Raw genomic sequence first — 18457 nt, 5'->3', positions numbered from 1 at the left:
CAAAAAGGATATATGATGAGCGCATTACAACAGCTTCGTACCATGACCACCATTGTCGCTGATACTGGTGACCTTGCCGCCATTGCGCGCTTAAAACCTATTGATGCGACCACCAATCCAAGCCTCATTACTAAAGCACTCCTCCATCCTGACAACCAAGGCATGCTGTCAGAAACCATGAGTCGTCATAATGGCAATATAGATGCAGTGATTGACGCGCTGACCATTCAGGTTGGCTGTGATATTTTAGAGCTTATCCAAGGCCGCGTCTCTACCGAAGTGGATGCTCGTTTGTCTTATGACACTCAGGCGACGATTGATAAAGCCTTAGCATTTATGGAAGCTTACCAAAAAGCAGGGGTTAACTCAGAGCGCGTATTAATTAAGATGGCCGCGACATGGCAAGGTATTGAGGCAGCACGCTATCTTGAAACTCAAAATATTCACTGCAATTTAACGTTGTTATTCGGACAGCATCAGGCAATTGCCTGTGCGGATGCAGGCGTGACATTGATATCGCCTTTCGTTGGTCGTATTTTAGACTGGCAAAAACGCCAACAAAATCGTCAAAACGTGCCCGCTTCTGATGATATGGGCGTGCAGTCTGTGAAGCGCATTTATCAATACTACAAGCAGCATAACTATAATACGCAAGTGATGGGCGCAAGCTTCCGCTCGACTGAACAGATATTGGCGCTAGCAGGGTGTGATCTATTGACCATCGCGCCTGACCTTATCGACGCGCTGGCAGCGATGGATACTGAGGTGATACAGCAACTGTCACCTAGCATGTCATTAGATGTAGCCGACATGAAACGCGTGAGTCTAACGCGAGAGGAATATAGTAGCGCCTATCAGCAAGACACGGTTACACAAGATTTATTACCAAAAGGTATCGACGGCTTTATTGGTGCTCGTGATGAGCTTGCTCAGATGTTAGCAGCGATGCGTCATTGATATGAGCGTCGAGTGTTATAAACGGTGATGAGTATGATCAGCACTTTACAAACCTCAGTCGCAGGTTATAAAAGAAATTTGCCTGCTAATAGTAAGTTGGCTATCATGGCTCACTTCTCACAACAAGAAGCAAGGCTTGATTATGAAACGGCTATCAGTGTTATTAGTGGGTGGTGTTCTAGCAGTCAGCACGCATGCAGTGAACTGGTCAAAAATATCAGAAAGTCCTACTGGATCAATTTTTAGCTTAGACTTAGACTCTATTGAAAGCTCCGACATCAATATCATAGACGAAAAAAGTGTCGAAAACATCACCGTATCTATCCGCAGAACATACCCTGCACAAAAAGAGGAAACAAAAGTAGATACGGAAGGTAAAGAAAAAGCGATTCATCATAGCGATCAGCAATTGCTCATCTCTTGTAAAGACGCCAGTTACTATAGACGCGCTTACGTTAACTATGATGCCAATAACAAGGTATTAGAATCTTGGCAATCAGAAAAACCCATATTAACCACCAAAGATTTTAAGATAACCAAACCAAAAACGATTAGTCGTATGCTAATAGAACAGGCGTGTAAAACTTACCTTACCAGCAAGACAAGTAACGTACGTTAAGACAAAGCAAATACAGGCAATCAAAAAAGCGCGCTAAATTCATTCAGCGCGCTTTTTTGATTGCCTCATTTCACACCATTCACTAAGCGTTGCCAGTTTTAAGCCTTTAAGACCATATGGACAGGCACTGGAAATTCGCCATGCAAATCGACCAAATCTAGCAATACTAACGCCCCCACCACGGTATGGTCTGCCGATTTACACAGCTCATAAGCGGTGGTTAAAGTACCGCCTGTGGCTAAAATATCATCGACCAATAGCACGCGCTCAGGCGGTAGATTGTTTTGCATCTCAAGCGTGTCTTTACCATATTCTAGAGCATACGCTTTATTGGCAACGGGCGGTGGCAGCTTACCGGGTTTACGTAGCAAAATCATCCCTTTGCCCAATCGACCTGCAAGCAAACTTGCAAAGACAAAACCACGCGCTTCAACTGCCCCTAGACAATCTACCTCGTCCATCACACCTTCAGGCAGTGCGGCGAGCAATGCATCTATCACCTCATTAATATGACTGCGCAGTAACGGCGTAATATCATAAAAATCAATGCCGACTTTCGGGAAGTCTGGTACTGTGCGAATCACTTGCCAAAAGGGATGATCCGTATTGAGCTCATTAGACGACTCATTTTCGACATTTTTAGATGTAGCGGCAGCATTAATGCTCATGGTAACCCTTAGCTTATATGACTTAGATAATGTAATTTAGATAATAATATATCAACGATAAATGATGGCTAATACTGTGAATTTAGCGGCGCTTATTATAACATAATTGATAGAAATATCGCAGTTGAGCACGTAAGCGTACAGGTGCTTACTGACAGACAGAAGACCTAAACCCCTTGATAAAAACCAATCAATCTCAATATACAAGTGTAAACTTAACGACGAAAATCACGGTTATATGCTAAACTATGTGCGCTTTTACAGTCTCATCTAACGGCTGTGATTGTAAATATGAACATCAAAAACACCCTGTAACACGGATTATAAACACTGATAATGCTCGATAGGACTATTTATGAAACGTTATGAATGTATCGTCTGCGGCTGGATATATGATGAAGCACTCGGCTGTCCCGAAGAAGGGATTGCCCCAGGCACTAAATGGGATGACATCCCTGATGATTGGACCTGCCCAGAGTGCGGTGTGGGCAAGCTTGATTTTGAGATGCTTGAGCTGTAATAGATGACCCTCTAATTAGGACACTTCATGACAACATCGAATGACATCAAACCATCGGCAACCCTACAAGAAGACTTAGGTGGCTACCCTACTCCTGAGTGGCAAAAGTTTGGCGCGCACCAATGGCGAGACTCTGACCTTAGCAAGCATCTGTATCAATCAATGATTGATATCGGCGATGGCATTGAGCTGTGTGTTGAGGCAGGTGGCAATCCTAATAATCCACCACTGCTCATGATTATGGGACTTGGCTCACAGATGATATTTTGGCCAGATAATTTTATCAAGCGCCTTATTGATGCCGGGTTTTTTGTCATTCGTTTTGATAATCGTGATATTGGTCTGTCTTCTAAAGTGCAGATTGATGGACTACCGCGTATCAGTCAACTAAAAATGATGATGCGCCTGCAAACAGGGTTGTCCAATAAAGGTACGCAAGTTGCTTATAATTTAACGGATATGGCAGAAGATACCGCTCGTTTGATTAAGGCGTTGCAGTTGGGCAAAACCCATCTGATTGGCGCTTCGATGGGCGGCATGATTGCGCAAATCGTAGCGGCACGTTATCCAAGTTTAGTGCAGCGTATGGCGTTGATGTTTACCACGACCAACCGTGCATTTTTAAAACCACCGAAACCTAAGCAGCTATATACCCTGATCAACCGCCCTGAAAGTCATTCTGAGCGCGATATCGTGCGCCATAGCGTGTGGTTTATGAAGACAGTTGGTACGCCTGGGCATGTCAACGTACGTATGGTGCGTGAAATTGCCAAATTGCGTTATCAGCGCAACTTTCATCCGCTCGGCACGGTACAACAGCTCAATGCTATCTTAGCGTCAGGCTCTATCAGCCGGTTTAGCAAGCAAGTCAAAGCACCGACTATCGTACTGCATGGTAGCGCAGATGGACTACTGCCCGCCTCACAAGGTCGTGTGGTTGCCAAGACCATTCCAAATGCCAAGTTTCATTTAATCGAAGGCATGGCGCATGATATTCCTGAATACTATCAACCTTATATGGTTGATTTAATCAGTAATCATTTATTAGACGAATAGTTTTAGTTGTCACACAATCCATAAAAAAGAGCGTAAACCCTACTACTGACTCATAGGTTTTACGCTCTTTTTTATGCTGGTATTTTACCTAGGTCATGTAGGTCTTTAGGTTTGAACACGCAGCTTAATCACAACCCACCCCTGTGCCCTCTTTATCGATACACATTTTATTGCCGTTTTTTAGATTACCAATCCATGCTTTACCACCAGTAAAGGTAAAGGCGGGTTTGCCTTGATAAAGATCACCAGCCGACACACCGCTATTGGCAAAGCGAAAAGGAATCACCAACTCGCCACCAAGATTAACAAAGCCCCAGTTTTCATCGATGCGCACGCCAGCCAAGCCTTCGGCAAAGGGACGTGCTTCATCAAAAGAATAAGTAATCATGGTCACATTATTATCATCGATAAACCCCCATTTGCCATCTTGCTGACGCGGTTGTAGCATCGTAAAGCGCTTGGCAAGTGTCTGGTTGGATGAGGATGCATTGCCATTAGCGCTGGCAGGTGCTCGTGGCGTCGTGGATTGCTCGTTGTTACTACCATTTGGGTCACTGGTCGTTTTGCCGTTTTCATCAATCCAACTGATCGCTTGATTTTTACGTACACGGGCGACACCATTTTGGTAATCATCAATGTCACTAATCGCGGATGAAAACGGGACGATGGTTTTATTACTAGTAGTAATGACCCCATATTTACCATCCTGCTTTACCACGATACGCCCGTTAGAGACGGGACGCGCCCAACCCTGTCCTTCTTTGAGTACATCGTACATCGCAGGCACTACTTCACGACCTTGCATATTAAGATAACCGACATGACCATTGCGCAGTACAGGAAGTAAACCTGCCGATATCTTACTGGCATCGACTTTTTGATAACGTGATAAATCAACGACGCTTTTGCCCTTACTATTAATCAGAGCAACTGGCGCGCCGAAATCTTTTGTCGCCAAAAAATAGCCGCTATTTGCCGTACAAGCCACGTTTTTATAATAACTTTTTGGAATTTTGCAACTGGCCGCTTGTGCGCTTGGCGCCATAAATAGCGTAATGGCAAAGATGATGATAGCAAAACCAGATATCAATGGTCGTTGTTGTAGGGATAATGAACGTCGCAACATAGATGAACCTAGGCTAATGATATTGAAGTACTTGAGGTAAAGACTAATAAGAAACTATCCTGTTTTATTGTGCCACTACAGAGATTATAAACCACTAGATTAACAAATAGTGATAACCACGCCAACATCGTTCCTGTAAGGATGTCTCCACCATATATTCGTATTGTTATAGAGATTTTCTTATATGAGTGAAGCTTAAGGTCATCATTGATTTCATACCTAGCATATACAGAGATAAAACCTGATATCGTGATAATAAATCAAACAATAAGCATAAATGATGGTTTGACCATTTCATTTTAGCGTCAAAACCTAGACAATACGGCTTGTATTAGCGTCAGTATTCATTGGCGTCATCGTTGATACAGTAAGATAAAATAATAATACGGATATAAGGATATTGTATGGCGATTGCTTCTTCACGCTCTGCCTCTACTGGGTTGGTCATTGGTTGTATTATCTTTGGTTTAGGTAGTTTGATTGTCGCTCACGTTGATATTGGCGGTTGGGCAATGGCATTTTGGCGCTTGGCTATTTCAGGTGTCGTATTCGCTGTATTAGCCAAAATCATGGGACAGCGTCTACCCCGCTCAAGGCGCGCTATTTTTTATGGTTTATTATCAGGTGTCTTTTTAGGCTTAGATCTGGCGCTCTGGCACGAGAGTATTTATGCGGTCGGCCCTGGTATCTCGACTTTACTGAATAGCCTACAGATTTTCTTTTTAGCTGCCATTGGGTTCTTATATTTTAACGAACGCCAATCTATATTGCAGCTTATCAGTTTGTTTTTAGCCATGTTTGGTGTGGCCATGATAGGCAGTCCTGAGTTTGCGCATAACAGCGCTGCCACTTGGGGGTTCATCACTGGTATCGTCTCAGGGGCAATGCTAGCGGCATCGATGACCTTTATCCGTAAGACCCATGATACTGAACCCACGCCCATATTTATGCTGATGCAGCTGATTAGTATCGGTGGTGTATTGGCGATGATTATTCCTATGTTTGTGTTTGATATGGGTCATATTTTGCCAAATACTTGGTCTGAGATTGGCTGGGTGCTCATCTACGGCACAGTGATGCAGTGCTTGGCGTGGGGGCTAATTGCCTATTCCATTCCTAAGCTGTCTTTGGCGTTAACTGGGTTATTATTATTGACCGAACCGATTGCCGCACTGGTCATTGATTATAGCTGGCTGGACAAACCGATTAATAGCTTACAGTGGAGCGGTGCTCTGCTGACTATGTTTGCAATCTATTTGGGTTCACTGAAACCTAAGCCGCGCGCCCTACGACGTTATCGGTTTTTCTCAAAATTTTACAAGCGAGACTACAAGTAGCTTTTATTCTGCATTTGTTGCCACTCCATAAAAAGCACCCATGCTATCGGTAGCATGGGTGCTTTTTATGGAATGAATATGCTGTTACCATCATTAACTGATAGGTTTAAAACCTCAGCATCATACAAGCTGATTATTTAGCCAATGATTGATGAGCGGCCTTTGCTTCAGATCCTTGGTTAAATAACGCATTTAAGACAATCGCTGCTAAAGTCGCCGTACCGATACCGCCCAAATCAAAGCCGCCTAAATGCAAACTAAAGTTACCGGTACCCATAATAACGGTCACAGCCGCGATAATTAGGTTACTGTTTTTGCTAAAGTCGATACGACTGTCTATCCAAATTTTGACGCCTGCAATAGCAATCAAACCGAACACCACAATGGACGCACCGCCCAATAAAGCGGCTGGTATCGTCTGAATGATGGCACCAAATTTTGGTGATAGCCCCAATAAAATAGCTACCACGCCTGCCACGACAAATATTGTTGTGCTATATACCTTAGTCACCGCCATCACACCGATGTTTTCAGCATAAGTCGTCACACCAGTACCGCCAAATCCTGCCGAAAAAGTGGTTGCCAAACCATCAGCAAAAAATGCTCGACCCATATAAGGCGTTACACGAGCTTTGGTCATACCTTCGACAGCCTTAAAATGCCCTAAGTTTTCAGCCACTAAAATAAAGGCCACAGGCGCAATCAGAATAATAGCACTCATTTCAAAGCGAGGCGTATGGATACTAGGTAAACCAAACCACGAAGCAGCTGCCACATTACTAAAGTCAATCGCCGCGCCAAAACCCATGACGTTGGTCATGATGAAATAGGCAAAATAGGATAATATTAAACCAACCAGTAATAACAGACGACGCAGCATACCACGTGTAAAGACAGCCACACCACTGATGAGTAATACGGTCAAGGTAGCCATCCAAGCATCAAACTGATTGGCAGACACCCCTTGAATGGTCACTGGCGCTAAATTAAGACCAATAATCATCACGATAGCACCAGTAACGATAGGCGGCATCAAACGCTCAATCCAGCCAGTACCCGTTTTCATCACCAGCAGCCCAATTAACGCATAAATGATACCGCAAGCCATGATGCCGCCCAAAGCGACATTCAAATTACCATTGAACCCTGTGCCTGCATAAGCTGTCACAGCGATAACGGGACCAATGAAAGCAAAACTTGAGCCCAAATAGCTCGGCATGCGCCCACCAGTGATCAGAAAGAACATCACCGTACAGATACCTGACATCAAAATGGCTAAGTTGGGATCAAAGCCCATTAACAGCGGCGCAAGCACGGTCGCACCAAACATCGCAAAAGTATGCTGTACACCTAATAGCACGCTTTTTGACGGTGGCAAGTATTCATTGATACCGACTGGATCACGATCTAAATCGCCTTGATACGGACGCCATGTCGGAAACCAGCGTCCATTTTCAAAGTCTGGATTGTACGGAGGACTGATCGCCTCAGCCTCTAATCCAGGTTCAGCAGATGGTGCTTGAGTGCTGTTTTCTAAAGGCGAGGAAGGGTCTTTTTGAGAGGGCATACACGCTTGTCCTATGTAAACTGGGCTAAAATAATAGACAACAGTAAATGAAAAATAAAAATTGAGTTAAATCAGAGCATCAATCGGCAAGAATATGTGGCTAGAAATTACGATAACGAGTAAAATCCGCATCTTTTCATTTATAATATGTCGCCCTGATTCATTCATTTATGTTGCAATATGGCAAACCAAAAGTATTATTTGGTATGATGACCATGTTTTGGTAGATGTATGTGGTCGGATATGTTTAACTAAAAAATGGTTATGGTCGCTTATGACTCAGTGTACTCTGCAGCGACAATCAACTTACAGGATGTTACATAGCCATTAGCTCCGAGCATGATAGCGGAGTTTCAAAACAAATAAAAGTTATTATTCAATCACCATTTTTCCTCTTTTGCGTTAATACTTCCATGGGCGGTGCTTCCTCTACACCTTTGTCGGTGCTATAAGCGAGAGCTTCCTGTTATATTCTCAATGAAAGTGCCTAAAGCAGCTATACAACATGTTAGTGCACTTAAAAAACTTGGTAAGTTATTATGATTAGTGTTTTTGATTTATTTAAAATTGGTATTGGCCCATCAAGCTCACACACGGTAGGACCCATGGTCGCCGCCAATCTTTTTTTGGGCTCATTAACCAAGCAAACAGAGCTGACGGCTATTACAGGCGTTGAAATTGAGCTTTATGGCTCTTTGGCAGCCACAGGCAAAGGGCATGCAACCGATACTGCTATATTGTTAGGGCTGCTTGGGCATGCTCCTAGTACGATCGATACCCGTTTGACCAGTCAATATTTGTCACCGATTTTTTCGGACAAACAGCTCAATATAGCAGGCACGCATGTTATTGCCTTTGAGACAGAGCGCGATATTCATTGGTATGACGAAACTGTTTTGCCCTACCATCCTAATGCCTTGACTATCCGTGCATTATTGACCGACGGCAGTCATTATCAACAAACCTATTATTCGGTAGGTGGCGGCTTTGTTATCAATGAAGAAGATGCCACCAATCCGGATGAAGATAACGCCACGCCGACCATTGACGCCATTCCGTACCCCTTTAACAGCGCCGCAGAATTGCTGGAGCAATGTCGTCAACACCACTTAAACGTGAGTGAATTGGTGCTAGCGAATGAATGTCATTACCGTAATCAATCAGAAGTTTTTGCTTACTTAGACTCTATTTGGGAGTCAATGCAGGACTGCGTGACACGAGGCTGTCAAAACAGTGGCATATTGCCTGGTGGCTTGGATGTAAAACGCCGTGCCCAAGCATTACATCTACAGCTGTGCGCCGAGAAAAACCAACCCATTACCAAAAATGACAAACTCGCTGCCATGGACTGGATTGATTTATATGCCTTAGCGGTCAATGAAGAAAATGCCAATGGCGGAAATGTCGTCACTGCCCCCACCAACGGTGCAGCAGGTATTATTCCTGCGGTGATGCATTATTATCGTGACTTTTTATCAAGCTATAGCCAAGATGGTGCACGCAAGTTTTTGTTAAATGCTACTGCTATTGGCAGTTTAATCAAACAAAATGCCTCCATCTCTGGCGCTGAAGTTGGTTGCCAAGGTGAAGTTGGTTCTGCTTGTGCCATGGCAGCTTCTGCATTGGCAGAAATCTTGGGCGGTGATCCAGCTAAATGCCTGAATGCGGCTGAGATTGGTATCGAACATAACTTAGGTCTGACATGCGACCCTGTAGGCGGTCTAGTGCAAGTGCCTTGTATCGAGCGCAATGCCATGGGCGCCGTCAAAGCTGTCAATGCGGCGCGACTTGCTTGCCGTGGTAATGGACAGCACTTTGTCTCTTTAGATAAAGTGATTGAAACCATGAAAGTCACTGGTGCGGATATGCTGGATAAATACAAAGAAACCTCACGAGGCGGTCTTGCCGTTTATGCAGACAATCGCATCCCTACTGCCACTCATGGCGTCAGTGTAAAATATAGTCAGTGCTAACATAACGATTGTTTAATATAGCTTATCCTGACATCACATTACATTCCCAAGTATTTGCTGAAATAAAAAAAGACCTCTAATGAAAAATTAGAGGTCTTTTTTATTTTAGTTAGATGTGGTTACTAACTAGACATGCTCAATGATTCATTACTCAGCTGTTTTTGAAACCACTTCGTTTAGAATCCAAACTGGCTTAGCCATGTTAGTATTTTCATCCATCATGACTTCTTGGCGAACGTCTAGAACATAACGATAGTTTGGCTCATAAGTGAAACCCTGAATATTGCCGTTTAAAGGTGTGTAGTTTTTCTGATAAGTCTGGCGATACTGTAGGCATTCTGCTTCAACTTTAGTACCCTCAGCTGTTGACAGCTCACAGACGGCTTTCAGTGGTGCTACTTCTATTTCAAAACTTGGAATGTTAACCACTTTAACATTCATAGGTTGCCCATCGACAACCATCGTACGTTCGTTATCCATACCCATAGTAGAGCAACCTGACAGGGCAAAGGCGGTCATTACTGCTGCAAGTACTAATTTTTTCATTATTAAATCCTCAGTTAATTGTTATAAATACATTATTGATGGTTTGAGATTATTGTTTTGGATACATCATGCTGGTAAATATATATTTAAAAATATCAGTCAATTTTTGCGATGGGTGTAATACTACTGTCAATATTGAGCCGAGCAAGAGTATTCACTTCATTTAGCTTTACCGAATAAACCTATTACGTCTCAATAATGTCGTCTATTGTTTGTTTACTGAGGTCAGTATAGAGCGCAACTCGTCTTCTGCTCTATAACTGCTTTGTAAAGTAACGTCAGCTTTTGCAACTGATGTTAATCACGCGTATTGAATAGTAGAGTAAATTGATACTGAGCAAAATTTACACATCAAAAAGCCAGAGTGATAGTCACTCTGGCTCAGTTATTCGTTAAACAGTATTTTACTTAGCTGACAGTGATAACCCTTAGCTACGGTAATCGGCATTAATCTTGACGTAGTCATAGGACAAATCACAAGTATAAACCGTATCGCTAGCATCGCCGCGAGCAAGGTCAATATGAATGGTAATCTCGGGGCGACTCATGACTGCTTTGCCCGCTTCTTCTGTATAGCTAGGCGCGACGCCACCATTCTGGCAAATCATGACTTCGTCTAGATAGACATCCACCTGTTCCGTATCCAAGTCTTCGATACCCGCATAACCCACTGCTGCTAAGATACGACCCCAATTGGCATCGCTAGCGAAGAACGCGGTTTTGACCAACGGTGAATGCGCGACCGCATATGCCACATCGCAGCACTCTTGCGTCGTCTTACCACCAGTGACGTTGACAGTCATAAACTTGGTAGCACCCTCGCCATCACGTACGATTAATTGCGCCAGACGGACAAATACCTCGGTCAAAGCCGCAAATATAGCCTGATAATGCGGATGCTCTTGGCTGTCAATGATATCTGAGCTGGCAGCACCTGTGGCGATCAACACACAGCAATCATTGGTTGAAGTGTCGCCATCAACAGTGATGCGGTTAAAAGATTGTTCGTTGATGGCACTTAGCATCTCCTGTAATAGGTCAGCAGCGATATTAGCATCGGTCGCCACATAACCCAGCATAGTTGCCATATTAGGGCGTATCATACCTGAGCCTTTCGACATACCTGTCACATGATAGCTAACACCCGCCACGTCGATTTTTTGGCTAGCGAGCTTCGGAATCGTATCTGTGGTGCGAATACCATTCGCCGCGGCAAGCCAATTATCAGCCCCCAAATTGGCAAGTGCATTATCTAAGCCTGCGATGATCGCATCGCTATTTAATGGCTCACCAATGACACCCGTCGAGAATGGCAATATTGCATTACTATCCACGCCAGCCTTACTCGCTAGGGCTGCACAAATATCAACGGCGCGACGTTTGCCATCAGCACCCGTCCCAGCATTAGCATTACCTGTGTTAGTGACCAAATAACGCGGACTCATCTTGGCAAAATGCTCACGCAACACCCGTACAGGCGCAGCACAAAAGGTGTTTTTGGTGGTCACAACCGCAGTGGTCGCGGTATCAGCGATCTCCATCACCACTAAATCATCTCGGTCTTTATAGCGTACGCCTGCGGCAGTGGCGCTTAGCTTGATTCCTTCGATAGGATAAATAATATCAGGTACTGCAACATTTCCGACTGCCATGGTTCAATCCTTATTGTAAAATTTTTATCATTATTTATAACAGATGATGCGATAAACACTTAGGTGCGTTGAGCGTTCACCATGACGCTACTGCTGGTGAAGTATCAAACGCGACCTATATAAATATTACCGTTTTTTTAAATCAAATGCCGACCAAATTGGCGCATGATCAGACGGTTTTTCCATCGCCCGTAGCTCATAACTAATCCCAGCATCAACACAGGCCTCAACAAGATCCAAGCTGCACAAAATATGATCGATACGCAAGCCACGTTTCGGCTCATCATTGAACCCACGGCTTCGATAATCAAACCAGCTATATAGCTCTGTGCTCTCTGGATAATGTAAGCGATAGGTATCTGTCAGCTCGCGTGACATCAGCGCCGCATACCACTCGCGTTCTTCTGGTAAAAACGAGGTCTTTCTATTTTTCAACCAGCGCTTAGCATTGACGTCGCCAATGCCAATATCAGTATCTTCTGGAGCAATATTCATATCACCCATGATTATGAGCGAGCGACCTTCTGCTTTTAGGGTATCGATATACGCCATTAAATCTGCATAATAAGCCCGCTTCATCGGGAATTTGGTCGGATGGTCTTGGCTCTCTCCTTGTGGAAAATAACCATTGAGCACATCAATTTCACGACCGTCAAATTCATATCGTGCATGAATAAAACGCTTCTGTGCCTCGTCATCTTCACCAGGAAAACCCTTTTGCACAAATATAGGTGCAACCTTGGATAGTAATGCCACGCCATAATGGGCTTTTTGACCAAAGTACTCTACGTGATAGCCCAGACTCTCTATGTTTTCCAAGGGAAACTGTTCATCATGTACTTTGGTTTCCTGTAGACCCATCACATCAGGATCGATCACTTCTCGCACGGCCTCAAGCTGATGTTGACGAGCGCGAATACCATTGATATTAAAACTGACAAAACGGGTCATAAATTATCCTATACTAATTGATGAAAATACGGTGCTAATATAAAGAAATGGGCTATGAAAATGCATAATCCACTATCATAACAGACGTCGACCGACCTAACTGTTGCGCGCCCTGATATCTTAAGCTAGAGTAGTTGTGGTTAATATGGCTGCTATCAAATTTTGGCCATCGAATCATGAACATCGAACAATATTTATTAAAACAATGACCGAGCATCTTTATGATAAAAAATAACAGCAAAAACACAGTGGCAAGTGTAGACGGCGAATATACGCCATTGTTTACCAAAAATTATAATGTCTATATTAACCATACTGATGCAGGCGGTATAGTCTACCATGCCAATCATTTGGTGTTTTTTGAAAACTGCCGCCGTGATTGGTTTGGGGAACTGAATTTAAACGGGTATTTTTTGCAGACTGACGATGGAGAAATCCAGCATTTTGTCGTCAGTCAAGCAGACTTGCAATATAAAAGAGCTATTTTGTTAGATGAAGTCATCAGTGTGCGCATCGATAAAGTCGAGTTAAAACCTGCCAGCATTATCTTTTACCAGAGCATTCATCGTCACAGCCCAGACAGCCTTTCTCCTGATCATGCTAATAGCAATGCCAATAATGCTAGCAGTTTATTAAGTAGTGGCAAAATCGTCATTGCTTGTGTGCAAAACCAAGTCAAAACCAAACCGCTATCCAATAGTAAGGTAGATACTGCGGTTGCTAGTGCCATGCCCATGCGCCCTATTCGTGTTCCAAAGCATTTACGCGATGCCATTGAGCAAGCGATCCACGAGCAGTTGAATGCTTAGTGGTTGGATAATTAGTGGTTGGATAATTAGTGGTTGGATAATTAGTGGTTGGATACTTAGTAGTTAGATACTGAATGGTTGAATAATTAGTGGCTGAATAATTGGCGATAACGACTTATGCATCTTCATAATAATAAACCGATACTGATATTCGAGAATATTCAGGTACATAGTAAACATACAGCCAGCATACCTGCCTATAATGAGAATAAGGTTGGCGATAAAAATATTAATGACAAAAATATGGAGGCCACAGAAGCCACAACATCTGCGCTATCTACCATTTGTCAAAGATGGATCGGCAAACTAAGACCAAACTCTGTCTCTCAGCCAATCATACCTGCACATCAACGATTATTAATCGATGGCGCCACAGGCAAGCTGTTAGCAGGTCAAGTAACCGTGTTAACAGGCGCTTCTGGCAGTGGTAAATCGGTATTATTACGGGTATTGGCTGGACTACTGCCAATGAGCGGCGGCAATGTGCGTTTGCGCTCTGATGACCAATCAACCAGTAGTGCTTATTGTAGTATCCATGATACTGCACCGATACAGTGGCGCACGCACGTTGCCCTACTCGCCCAGCACCCACAATTATTAGAAGGCAGTGTGCTTGAGAACTTGCAAATGCCTTATCAGCTACAAGCGCATCAGCATCGCAGGTTTGATATCGACTGGCATATCGCACAGCTTGAGCAATTGCAACGCAGCGCTGACTTTTTGCAGCAAGAAATCTATCATCTATCGGGCGGTGAGCGGCAACTGGTCAACACGTTACGCCTCTTACAATTGAACCCTCGGGTGTTATTACTAGATGAGCCTACCGCGGCCCTAGATAGTGACACATCAGCCCAGCTCGTCAATCTACTCATGAACTGGTTAGAGGCAGATGAGCAGCGTACATTACTGTGGGTAACTCACGATACACAAGACATCATGCCGTTAGCTGATCAGCATTGGCAGATGCAAGCAGGGGTATTAACTGAGATATTCTAACGTTGAGCTAAGCCTGTCATGTCACTCTTTAAAATGACTTTTCTTAACAAATTCGCATTAACGTCTATCTTATATTCGTCAGTTTATATAATGAGCCACTATGAGCGGTACAGATGACATACAAGTATTTTTAACTTACGGTGATATTGCCCTTGCCAGCAGCTTAATTATCATCGTTCTTATTATCTCTTGGCGGCTACGCTTACAGCTGACCAAAACGCTGTTAATCGCGGCTATCCGCACGGTGCTCCAGCTTAGTTTTATCGGTTTAATATTGGCATGGATTTTCGCTCGTGAACAGTGGTATGAAGTCCTGTTAATTTTGACCATCATGACCTTGATTGCAGGCGCTGCTGCCAAAAATCGTGTCAAACGTAGCTATAAAGGTTTGTTAACTGACACTTTGCTGGCAGTAAGCGCTTCGGCTATATTAGTCACTGCGATAGCCATCATGATTATTTTAAAGGTACAGCCTTGGTACACACCGCAATTCGTTATTCCTATATTGGGGCTAATATTGGGCAATTCGCTCACCGCTATCTCATTGACCAGCAACCAGTTGATTGAATCCTTTCATGAGCAGCAAGGACGTATAGAGATGATGCTCAGCCTATCTGCTCGCCCATTTGAAGCAGTGCATGAACTAATACGCGCCGCCATTGTCAATGGCATGACTCCGACGCTGAACTCTATGCTAGTCGTCGGTATCGTTAGCTTGCCCGGAATGATGACGGGTCAAATATTGGCTGGCGCTGACCCCACTCAAGCGATTCGCTATCAGATAATCACTATGTTTTTGATATGTGTGAGCAGTACGCTCGGCTGTACGATCAGCGCTTTACTCATTTATCGACGCTTTTTTAATCAAAACAAGCAACTGATATTACCTGAATAATTGAGCATAACTGCATTCAGTTGGAGTGCTGACAAATCTCTAGTTGATATATTGATGTTGGCTATGATAAATTTTTTGCTTCACTCACCCCTCTATACTCATTCATTTCTATACTTATTAAGTGACAAACAGCGCATCTATCTAATCACTTGAAATTCCATAAAAATCATATTTTTCAGCTTTATTTATGCACTGCTCAGTATTTCATACTAGTATAGTATTTGATGATATTCATGCTACTGTATTGCTTAAATGTATCATTATTTTCTGATACCTTAGTGTTAGATAACAGGTAGAGCTTATTTAAGAGCAAAAATGCTCCTATGATTAAGCGATCTGTTCGTTCAATTGACTTCATTATCCTTTAATGATTAAGTCGTTTTGTACGATAGCAATAAAATCTAGCAGCCAGTCAATAGATAAGGATATTATCACGCTCAGCGGCAAACGGTTTACGTCAGCGCTGATGTGTTTTATTGACACGGATATGACTGCTTTACGACAGAATTCACCCTATTTGAAACTTCAAGGACGCTGACTATGACGCCGAATAAACCTTGGCTTGCCCATTATCCTAATGGTGTACCAAAAACTATCAACCCCGATAGATATAGCAGCATCATGGAGCTGTACGAAGAATGCTTTGAGCGCTTTCGTCTGCACCCTATGAGTATCTGTATGGGCGTGACCCATACCTACGATGATGTTGATAAAGCTTCGATTACCGTTGCTGCATGGTTGCAGGCGCAGGGGCTGCCTCAAGGCAGTGTGGTTGCACTCATGATGCCAAACGTGCCGCAATATCTGCCAACGATGATTGGTATTTTGCGAGCGGGCTACGTGTGTACCCCTGTTAACCCACTGTATACCGGTCGTGAGCTGCGCCATCAGTTGAACGACTCGGGTGCTCAGGTTATTTTTGTGGTTGATAACTTTGCTCAAGCGCTCGAACAAGTCATTGATGAGACCAATATTAAGCGTATTGTCCTATCAAAAATGGGCGATATGATGGGCTTAAAAGGCATCTTAGTAAATACCATCATTCGTCAGGTCAAACGCTTAGTGCCTAAGTACAAGTTAAATGACCCTAAACACGAAGTGACCAAGTTTCCTGATGTGCTGAAGAAAGGCAAAAGCCTGCCGTTCCACAAACCAAAAATGCAGTTAGATCAAAAAGCATTTTTACAGTATACAGGTGGCACAACAGGACTATCTAAAGGGGCTATCTTAACGCAGCGTAATATCGTCGCCGCGGCGATGCAATCAGAAGCATGGACCAAACCGATTACGTCAGAGATTAATGAGGTCTATATCAATATGGTGATGGCGTTACCGCTATATCATATTTTTGCCTTTATGCTCAGTCTACTCGGCATGCGCTCAGGCTACACCTTTATCTTGATACCTAATCCACGTGATATACCAGGATTCATTAAAACCTTATCAAAACAGCCGTTCCATATATTGCCAGCGGTAAATACCTTGTTTAAAGGCTTACTTGATCATCCAAACTTTAAAGATTTGGACTTTAGCTCACTACGCATCTCACAAGCAGGTGGCATGGCAGCAACTGAGCAGACAGCGGCACGCTGGTTAGAAGTCACTGGTTGCGCCATGATTGAAGGTTGGGGTATGACAGAAGGTGTCGCTGTAGGTACCGCTAACGTTATCACTGATCGCAAGTTTAACGGTACGATTGGTGTGCCTGTCTCTAGTGTCGATGTCATTGTCATCGATGATGAAGGCAATCGCGTTGGTGTAAACGAAGCTGGTGAGATGTGTGTAAAAGGTCCTAACGTAACCTCAGGTTATCTTAACAGAGACAGTAGTGATGACTTTACGGCAGATGGCTACTTTCGCACTGGCGATATCGTCAGCATGGATGAAAAAGGATACTTTAGATTATTAGACCGCAAAAAAGACATGATTTTGGTTTCAGGCTTCAATGTCTTTCCAAATGAGGTTGAATCAGTGATGCTAGATTGTGATGGTATTATTGATTGTGCGGTGATCGGTATTCCCGATGAACATCAAGGTGAAGCAGTCAAAATTTATATCGTCCCTGCCGATAACAATGTCACCAAGGACGTCATTAAAGAATTTGCATTGGACAATATGACTGGCTATAAATGCCCGCGTCATATCGAATTTGTCAGTGAGTTGCCAAAGAGTAATGTGGGTAAAGTATTACGTCAAAAACTGCGTGAAAAGCATATGTCTGACAACCCACAATTGTAAATAAAGAAATCATTATCAAAAAGCGTTTTACATCATATGTAGAGCGCTTTTTTTATGTGAACCCACGATTCTTATACAGAAAATCATTGCTTTGTAACTATAATGTTAATGCTTTTAAGTAATAAAATTTTTTATAAAATAGATGATTCGTATAATGATTCACAAATTTCCAAATAAAATGCCGTTCGCACCTTGTTGCTAACCGCTTATCCTCTATGCTGTTACAACATATATTTTTTGCTTTATCAAACTTAATTATAAACTATCAAGTTCTTGTATAAAAATAACAATATCAATTGTAGTTATGTTAATGTGTTGCCAAAATAAGTCACGCTATTTTTTATTAGTGTGAGTCGATAGTCGTTCAATTCAGATCAGTTTATGAGCAAGTGGTGCTTTTCTTAGTAAGGACAATAGTAACCAGCTGTTTACTGTATTTAGACCACTGCTTTTTATAGTGAAATGAGCTTGTAGTTAAATAATTTATATAAAGGTCACCGTATTTTAGCAGTCTGTGAATCAATAGGATAGCACGCGACAATCCATT

16 protein-coding genes are annotated in these 18457 nt (G+C 43.0%); 10 read left to right on the top strand and 6 right to left on the bottom strand.

Translation table 11 applies throughout. The annotated features are described in order from the left end of the window. Nucleotides 1-15: 15 nt before the first annotated feature. Together I3252_RS03285 and I3252_RS03280 are read left to right on the top strand one after the other, a co-directional pair. Complete coding sequence (locus tag I3252_RS03285) at nt 16-957, top strand: transaldolase (protein ID WP_055124105.1); 942 nt, start codon at nt 16-18, stop codon at nt 955-957. Between the two features lie 142 nt (nt 958-1099). Then, on the top strand, nt 1100-1576 hold the full coding sequence (locus tag I3252_RS03280; protein ID WP_238034203.1) for a hypothetical protein: 477 nt from the start codon (nt 1100-1102) through the stop codon (nt 1574-1576). 98 nt (nt 1577-1674) lie between these two features. Here the strand turns inward: I3252_RS03280 and I3252_RS03275 are convergent, their stop codons facing one another. Next, nucleotides 1675-2244 carry an adenine phosphoribosyltransferase gene (locus I3252_RS03275; RefSeq protein ID WP_238034202.1) on the bottom strand — a complete coding sequence of 190 codons (570 nt, stop codon included), beginning with the start codon at nt 2242-2244 and terminating at the stop codon, nt 1675-1677. 355 nt (nt 2245-2599) lie between these two features. Between I3252_RS03275 and I3252_RS03270 the strand changes: the two genes are divergently transcribed. Both I3252_RS03270 and I3252_RS03265 read left to right on the top strand, forming a co-directional pair. Next, on the top strand, nt 2600-2764 hold the full coding sequence (locus I3252_RS03270; protein ID WP_011280463.1) for a rubredoxin: 165 nt from the start codon (nt 2600-2602) through the stop codon (nt 2762-2764). 27 nt (nt 2765-2791) lie between these two features. Then, complete coding sequence (locus I3252_RS03265; RefSeq protein WP_238034201.1) at nt 2792-3820, top strand: alpha/beta hydrolase; 1029 nt, start codon at nt 2792-2794, stop codon at nt 3818-3820. 124 nt (nt 3821-3944) lie between these two features. On the opposite strand, the gene I3252_RS03260 is transcribed toward I3252_RS03265, so the two are convergent. Continuing rightward, entirely contained in the window at nt 3945-4946 is a 1002-nt protein-coding gene (locus I3252_RS03260) for a WG repeat-containing protein (RefSeq protein ID WP_238034200.1), read from the bottom strand. Nucleotides 4947-5350: 404 nt separating this feature from the next. Here I3252_RS03260 and I3252_RS03255 point away from each other — a divergent pair, with 404 nt between their 5' ends. Continuing rightward, nucleotides 5351-6283, top strand: coding sequence for a DMT family transporter (locus I3252_RS03255; RefSeq protein ID WP_238034199.1), 933 nt, complete (start codon nt 5351-5353; stop codon nt 6281-6283). Nucleotides 6284-6416: 133 nt separating this feature from the next. On the opposite strand, the gene I3252_RS03250 is transcribed toward I3252_RS03255, so the two are convergent. Next, nucleotides 6417-7850, bottom strand: a complete 1434-nt coding sequence (locus I3252_RS03250; RefSeq protein ID WP_238034198.1) for a solute carrier family 23 protein — start codon at nt 7848-7850, stop codon at nt 6417-6419. A gap of 539 nt (nt 7851-8389) precedes the next feature. On the opposite strand from I3252_RS03250, the gene I3252_RS03245 reads away from it, so the two are divergent. Further along, complete coding sequence (locus I3252_RS03245) at nt 8390-9823, top strand: L-serine ammonia-lyase (RefSeq protein ID WP_060490972.1); 1434 nt, start codon at nt 8390-8392, stop codon at nt 9821-9823. Nucleotides 9824-9970: 147 nt separating this feature from the next. Here the strand turns inward: I3252_RS03245 and I3252_RS03240 are convergent, their stop codons facing one another. The 3 genes from I3252_RS03240 to xthA form a co-directional block, all read right to left on the bottom strand. Continuing rightward, the gene (locus tag I3252_RS03240) at nt 9971-10369 is read right to left on the bottom strand and encodes a DUF4377 domain-containing protein (RefSeq protein WP_055124114.1); all 399 of its coding nucleotides are present in this window, start codon (nt 10367-10369) and stop codon (nt 9971-9973) included. Between the two features lie 428 nt (nt 10370-10797). Further along, a complete protein-coding gene (gene argJ / locus I3252_RS03235) occupies nt 10798-12021 on the bottom strand; it encodes a bifunctional glutamate N-acetyltransferase/amino-acid acetyltransferase ArgJ (RefSeq protein ID WP_238034197.1) in 1224 nt (407 codons plus the stop codon). 126 nt (nt 12022-12147) lie between these two features. Further along, entirely contained in the window at nt 12148-12972 is an 825-nt protein-coding gene (xthA, locus tag I3252_RS03230) for an exodeoxyribonuclease III (RefSeq protein WP_238034196.1), read from the bottom strand. Nucleotides 12973-13193: 221 nt separating this feature from the next. Here xthA and I3252_RS03225 point away from each other — a divergent pair, with 221 nt between their 5' ends. The 4 genes from I3252_RS03225 (at nt 13194) to I3252_RS03210 (ending at nt 17910) form a co-directional block, all read left to right on the top strand. Further along, complete coding sequence (locus tag I3252_RS03225) at nt 13194-13781, top strand: acyl-CoA thioesterase (protein ID WP_193008985.1); 588 nt, start codon at nt 13194-13196, stop codon at nt 13779-13781. Between the two features lie 117 nt (nt 13782-13898). Beyond that, nucleotides 13899-14777, top strand: a complete 879-nt coding sequence (locus I3252_RS03220; protein WP_193008984.1) for an ATP-binding cassette domain-containing protein — start codon at nt 13899-13901, stop codon at nt 14775-14777. A gap of 100 nt (nt 14778-14877) precedes the next feature. Further along, entirely contained in the window at nt 14878-15672 is a 795-nt protein-coding gene (gene fetB / locus I3252_RS03215) for an iron export ABC transporter permease subunit FetB (RefSeq protein WP_238034195.1), read from the top strand. Nucleotides 15673-16212: 540 nt separating this feature from the next. After that, on the top strand, nt 16213-17910 hold the full coding sequence (locus tag I3252_RS03210; protein WP_238034194.1) for an AMP-binding protein: 1698 nt from the start codon (nt 16213-16215) through the stop codon (nt 17908-17910). Nucleotides 17911-18457 lie beyond the last annotated feature (547 nt).

This window comes from Psychrobacter sp. Ps4, from assembly GCF_022129285.1.
In the GTDB taxonomy this organism is placed as follows: Bacteria; Pseudomonadota; Gammaproteobacteria; order Pseudomonadales; family Moraxellaceae; genus Psychrobacter; species Psychrobacter immobilis_A.
This window is presented reverse-complemented; position numbering and strand designations above follow the sequence as displayed.